General features: G+C 50.0%; 6 protein-coding genes and 1 tRNA gene. 2 read left to right on the top strand and 5 right to left on the bottom strand.

Annotated elements, in window-relative coordinates; genetic code table 11:
- Positions 1 to 340 (top strand): ATP-binding protein (locus Q0231_RS01025; RefSeq protein ID WP_299343885.1); only part of this gene is annotated, 340 nt, incomplete at its 5' end.
- A gap of 1 nt (position 341) precedes the next feature.
- On the top strand, positions 342 to 1,379 hold the full coding sequence (locus Q0231_RS01020) for an ABC transporter substrate-binding protein (RefSeq protein ID WP_299343884.1): 1,038 nt from the start codon (positions 342 to 344) through the stop codon (positions 1,377 to 1,379).
- Between the two features lie 193 nt (positions 1,380 to 1,572).
- On the opposite strand, the gene Q0231_RS01015 is transcribed toward Q0231_RS01020, so the two are convergent.
- The 5 genes from Q0231_RS01015 to Q0231_RS00995 form a co-directional block, all read right to left on the bottom strand.
- Positions 1,573 to 1,649: transfer RNA gene (locus Q0231_RS01015), tRNA-Arg, on the bottom strand.
- Between the two features lie 137 nt (positions 1,650 to 1,786).
- Complete coding sequence (locus tag Q0231_RS01010) at positions 1,787 to 3,214, bottom strand: HAMP domain-containing sensor histidine kinase (RefSeq protein WP_299343882.1); 1,428 nt, start codon at positions 3,212 to 3,214, stop codon at positions 1,787 to 1,789.
- A gap of 23 nt (positions 3,215 to 3,237) precedes the next feature.
- Positions 3,238 to 4,668, bottom strand: a complete 1,431-nt coding sequence (locus Q0231_RS01005) for an FAD-dependent oxidoreductase (protein WP_299343880.1) — start codon at positions 4,666 to 4,668, stop codon at positions 3,238 to 3,240.
- A gap of 18 nt (positions 4,669 to 4,686) precedes the next feature.
- A complete protein-coding gene (locus Q0231_RS01000; protein ID WP_299343878.1) occupies positions 4,687 to 5,319 on the bottom strand; it encodes a VTT domain-containing protein in 633 nt (210 codons plus the stop codon).
- Between the two features lie 13 nt (positions 5,320 to 5,332).
- The coding region (locus Q0231_RS00995; protein WP_299343875.1) for a hypothetical protein at positions 5,333 to 5,512 on the bottom strand (180 nt) is incomplete at its 5' end.

Raw genomic sequence — 5,512 nt, 5'->3', positions numbered from 1 at the left:
TGTAGGAGATGCTGTCGCCATCAAAGAAGCGATCGACAACGTGTTGGTGAACGCTGTTCAACACTCGGGCGGTCAGTGCCGCATTTGGATATCAATTGAGGAAACAGCTACATCTGGAGTTTGCATTCAAATCGAGGACGATGGCCCTGGCTTGGATTTGGCGCAGCAGTCAGCGGTGCTGGAGAGGTTTTTCGCGACGGGGCCTTACGCTGGTAGTGGTGTTGGCCTGTCCATTGTATCAGCTGCAATGAAAAGCCACTCGGGGAGTATTGAACTCACAGGTTCACCTCATGGCGGGGTTTGTATCAAGCTGACATTTCCCAAATTGGTGGAACATTAATATGGCAAAACTTTTCCCCATTATATTGGCCCTTGGAACGTTTCTTTGCGCAACAACTGCGGCGCATGCGCAACAGCGCAACCAACTTGTTGTCCTTAGCGCCACCGACACCACTGCGTTCGCCAATGTCTTGCATTCATTTGAAGTCAAGTTCCCGAATATCAAAATTGATTATCAAGAGTACAACACGCGAGAATTGTATGAGCACGTATTGTCTGGTCAACATGCGGGCGACGTTATCATTTCTTCAGCTATGGATTTGCAAACCGATTTGGTGAACAAGGGATTGGCGCACAGGTTTCAACCAGCAAAACTGGCCGACTCCCCGGAATGGTCTTATTGGCTGGATTCCTTGTTTGGGTTTACCTTTGAACCTGTGGCTATGGTTTATAATCGCGAAGCGTTTGCTGAACTCAAGCTACCAGACACTCGTTCAGAGCTTGCAGGTCTGATACGCGACAACCCTAGTTTCTTTGCGGGAAAAATTGGCACCTACGATATTGGCCAGTCTGGTGTGGGCTATTTGCTTGCGACACAGGACACGCAGCGCGGTTACTTGTATTCGCGATTAATTGAGACCTTTGGTCGTGCCAGGGCAAAAGTCTATTGCTGCACATCGGAAATGATCGAACAGATTGCAGCGGGCGAACTGGTATTGGGCTACAATATCCTAGGCTCTTACGCTCACAATGCCGCAACTCAAAACGCTCAAATTGGGATAAAGCTCTTTGAAGACTATGCATTGGTTATGACAAGAACCGCATTTGTTGCCAAAGGCTCCACAAACCTAAGTCAGGCCAAGACATTTGTTTCCTATTTGCTTTCGCAAGAAGGGCAACAAGCAATATCGGGCAGTTCGTCGTTAATTCCGCTCCACGAGAGGAGTCGTTCGATGGAGGTAAGATCACTCCTGCAGTCCAGTCGCGCTTTGCTTCCCATTCGACTGGGGCCTAACCTTTTGACATACTTAGACGAAATCAAACGAGATCAGTTTTTGTCAGACTGGCATGCTTCACTTGACGTAAACGAACCCCAGTGAGTTTTTCTGAGCTTTGCAACGTTGTGATTTACAGTTTGCAGATCTTTGCATTCTGTCCTTTGCGGACGTGAGCATAGACTTTGGGATGGCCAATTTGTCCACGCAGCTGACATTCCAGTGAACAATATAGAGACTGCTTCTGCTCCAACACTGGGCGTTGGTCAGGTTCGTGAGACGTTCAAAAAAGGAAGAATGGTGCACCGGGGAAGATTCGAACTCCCGACCCCTTGATTCGTAGTCAAGTACTCTATCCAGCTGAGCTACCGGTGCATTTTTGACGGTGGGTAGTGGCTACCCTCATCAGTGTGGCAAAGGCATATACCGGGCTGATTTGGAATGCAAGTGCCTCATTTATATCTTTTTTGTTTTTTGGTGTTTTTTCTGTCAGATAGCCATGCCTGGTCAGGCTAATCCTTGATTGTTGGCAGTTCGATACAAAAGGTCGTTCCTTCTTGTGTGTCCAAATATGAAAGCCGGCCACCGTGTGATTCTGTGATTTCTTTTGCAATCACCAATCCAAGCCCCGTGCCGCCGGCACGGCCGGACCCATCAAACGCTACAAAGAGATTCTCTTTCGCCCTTGGTGGCAACCCGGGGCCGTTGTCGCCGATCTTGATTTGATAACAGTTGGCTTGTTCTTCTAATCGAACGAACACGCGCTTTGTCGCTTCCGCTTTTTTATATACCTCCAAAGCTTCACGCGCATTTTTCAGAATATTGACGAAAACCCGAGATATCTGATCGGGATCAACATTAATCACCACATCATCTGGCACTTCATTGGCGAACTCAATCGAAGGATGCGAACGCACCCCAGCGTCAATCGCTGATTCATCAATCAGCGCGCGCAAATCCACATGTTCAAACTTTGGTGGAACTGTTTTTTGTCGACCGTAGTCCAAAACCGATTGGGCAAAATTAATCGCCCGATCCAGTGTCGTCACCAAACGCGGGGCCAAACGCTGCACCTGCGGGTCTTCAAGCGTTGCCACTTGATCAGACAACATTTGTGCGGCACTAAGAGTATTGCGCAAGTCATGGTTGATTTTGGCAACTGCCAGCCCAAGATCGGCCAAATGCTGTTTTTGGCGCAGCATGGTAAAAATGTCTTGTTCCATCATCGATAGTTCGCGCTCTGCGATGCCCACCTCGTCTTTGCGATTTGATGGCACAATGATGCGATTTGCGTCTTCGGGTGTTTTGCGAAAAGCGATCATATTTTGCGTCATGCGCCCAATCGGCTGCACGAGCAAACGATTGAGGAAGAAGAAAATGGCCGCGGCCGTCGCAATGGCAACCAAGAGCGAAAGCCAAAAAATATTCCGCGAATAGGTCAGCATTTCTTGACGCAGGTTTGCTTCGCTCATCAAGACTTCAACAATAATATCTTGCGCCCCCGCGGGCGAACCGATGATGCGCATGGTGCGGTCACTACCATTTATGATGACGTCCAGCGCCCCAACAATCAAGTCCAGCGACTCGCGGTTTCGAGTGTCTGCGCCAACAACAGCAACAGGCATGGGCATGTCGAGGCGTTCTATTAATTGAGACTTATCTTGCATACGCACAACCAGCGCTTCAGCTTGGGCAGCCTTGAGCAAATTGTTGATCATGTCCGGCGTCAAATCCATTGCATCCGGCACAGTTTCGATGACACGTGCCGCGACCCCAGCAACCTGCACCCGATCATCGAGCCATCGAATGCGGAAGTTGGCCACCGAAGGCAGATAGATGACAACCTCGACAATCATGATCATGCTGATAATCATGGTGATGAGTTTGATCGACAAACCGAAACGGGCGCGCTGATATGGCTGATTCTGAGGAACGGACATAAAGAACTATAAGCTGATGTTGTTCAGCCAAACAATCGGTTTAATGCGATAAGGCCTTTAAGCAAGGGGTTATCTAATTTGTCCTTATAGAATTCGATGCTGATGCGTTTTGCGACTTCAAACAAGGTTGGGTATGGCGAAACCATTTTTGTGAATGCGCCGATTTTCATGCCGTTGGCGATTGCAAATGCATACATATTGATCAACTCATCTGCATGTAGGCCCACCGCACCGGCGCCCAGGATTTTGCCGGAGTTATTTGTTAGAACTTTGACCAAACCGTCGGTCTGTCGCTCTGCGCGAGCACGATCATTTTCGTCAAAGCTCCAGCGTAAAACCCGAAACTTATCGCCAAATTTTTGGCGCGCTTCTTCTTCATTCATCCCCACTTGGGAAATTGCGGGGTCTGTGTAAGTGGCCCAAGGAATGATTTGACGGTTCTGCCTTACCGGCAACCCGAACAAAGCGTTACGGACCACCAGTCCGGCTTGATAGCCGGCCACATGGGTAAACTGCAAACCACTGGCAACATCGCCAATAGCATAGATGCGCCGGTTGGAGGTTTTCAGACCTTCATTAATCGTGATGCCTTTATTGGTGTGCGCCACCATTGCGGCGTCAAGATTGAGGCGCTCCACATTGGGTGATCGCCCTGCGGCAACCAAAAGATGGGTGCCCACCAGCGTCTCGATTTGACCATCCAAACCTTCTACATCAACAGCAATTGCCCGCGCTTTCTTTTTGACTTCAACCACTTTGGTATTTGAACGGATGTCGACCCCCTCGCGCCGAATGTGGCGCAAGGCAATATCGGTGAGTTCGCGATCATCTTTGGCCAATGGATCAGCCATTTCGAGAACAGTTACGTTACATCCGAGGCGTTGGTGGGCTTGCGCTAGCTCCATGCCGATGGGGCCACCACCGATGATGATTAACTCGGACGGTTTTCGGCGCTGCTCAAAAATACTCTCATTGGTGAGAAAAGGCGTCTCGGCGAGCCCCGGAATTGGCGGCACCATTGGGCGCGATCCCGTTGCTATTACAAAACGTCTGGCGCGAATTTGCTCATTACCTACTTTAACTGTGCGCTTATCCACAAAGCTGGCTTCGCCTTCGATCACATTAACACCTAGGCCGCGAAACCGCTCAATCGAATCGTTAGGGGCGATGCCTGCGATCACTTCCTTAATGTGGTCGTTGATGCGGCCAAAATTGGGTTTAGGTTCTTCGGCTTGAATACCAAATTCGGGCGCCGTGCGCATAAGTTGCGCCCGCTTCGCGGCTGCAATTAGCGCTTTTGAGGGGACACAACCTGTATTGAGGCAGTCGCCGCCCATTTTGTCGCGCTCAATTAAGATCACTGTTGCGCCCAATTGCGCTGCTGCGGCGGCAACGGTCAATCCGCCTGATCCAGCGCCGATTACACATAAGTCAGGTTTTAAAAATTCGGCCATTATTAGACGCTTTCTGGTTTAGCTGGTGGCATTATTGGCGCGAAAGCGTTTGATCACAATAGGCATAAGAGAGACAAGCCCGAGTGCGCTGAAGGCGATAAGCAACTGGGGGGTCAATAAATCGCTTGGTGCAAGAGAAACTCCGCAAGTGGCGGCGTTGGCAGATGTGCAAGCGGCAAAGGCGGTTGCTTGCGCTTCAACAATTGAAGTTACCCCCTCACCCGCATAGGCATATGCAAATGTGCCCGGCGCAATGCCAAATAGGGTCGTCCAAAAGAAAATTTTGAAGGGCACCCCAAGAATCGCCGGTACAATATTGACAAGAGTGAATGGAAAAGCAGGGACAAGGCGCAAAAATAACATGTAGTTCACTGCATCGTCCTGCATGCCTTTTCGGATTTTTTGTACAAACGGTCCGGCGCTGTCGCGCATTTGTGCCCCTAACGATGTGCTCGTTATCCAGAACAATATTGATGCCCCCATGGTGGCGGAGAGGATTGTGACCAGGCCGGCAACCCACCACCCAAAGAATATTCCTCCTGCAATGGTGAGCACCCACGCAGCGGGAAAGGACAAAGCCACAGCGACCACATATAGGGCGCCATATATGGCAATAGCGGGCCAAAAATTGTCGCCTATATAGGACCTCAATACGCCAAAATTCTCAACCAAAGCCCCAAAGGACAGCGCTTTGTATGCACCAGTCGACGCAATGACGGCGTATCAAGCGGCTCATCGCGTTGGCGAGTTTTTCTTCCTGTTGTTCGGACTCCTTTTCGAGCCCTAGACTTTGTAGGGCTCCGGCCAATTCCTGGCGTTGATTTCCCAAAAGTAGACCGTGCCG

The sequence above is a fragment of the uncultured Maritalea sp. genome, assembly GCF_937139385.1.
In the GTDB taxonomy this organism is placed as follows: Bacteria; Pseudomonadota; Alphaproteobacteria; order Rhizobiales; family Devosiaceae; genus Maritalea; species Maritalea porphyrae_A.
The sequence above is the reverse complement of the archived record's forward strand: the minus strand, read 5'-3'. Positions and strand labels throughout refer to the sequence as shown.

Excerpts from the sequence above, each read along its gene's own strand:
- Q0231_RS01005 (WP_299343880.1), bottom strand. The coding sequence starts at position 4,668 with ATGGCCGAATTTTTAAAACCTGACTTATGTGTAATCGGCGCTGGATCA.
- Q0231_RS01020 (WP_299343884.1), top strand. The coding sequence starts at position 342 with ATGGCAAAACTTTTCCCCATTATATTGGCCCTTGGAACGTTTCTTTGC.
- Q0231_RS01010 (WP_299343882.1), bottom strand. The coding sequence starts at position 3,214 with ATGTCCGTTCCTCAGAATCAGCCATATCAGCGCGCCCGTTTCGGTTTG.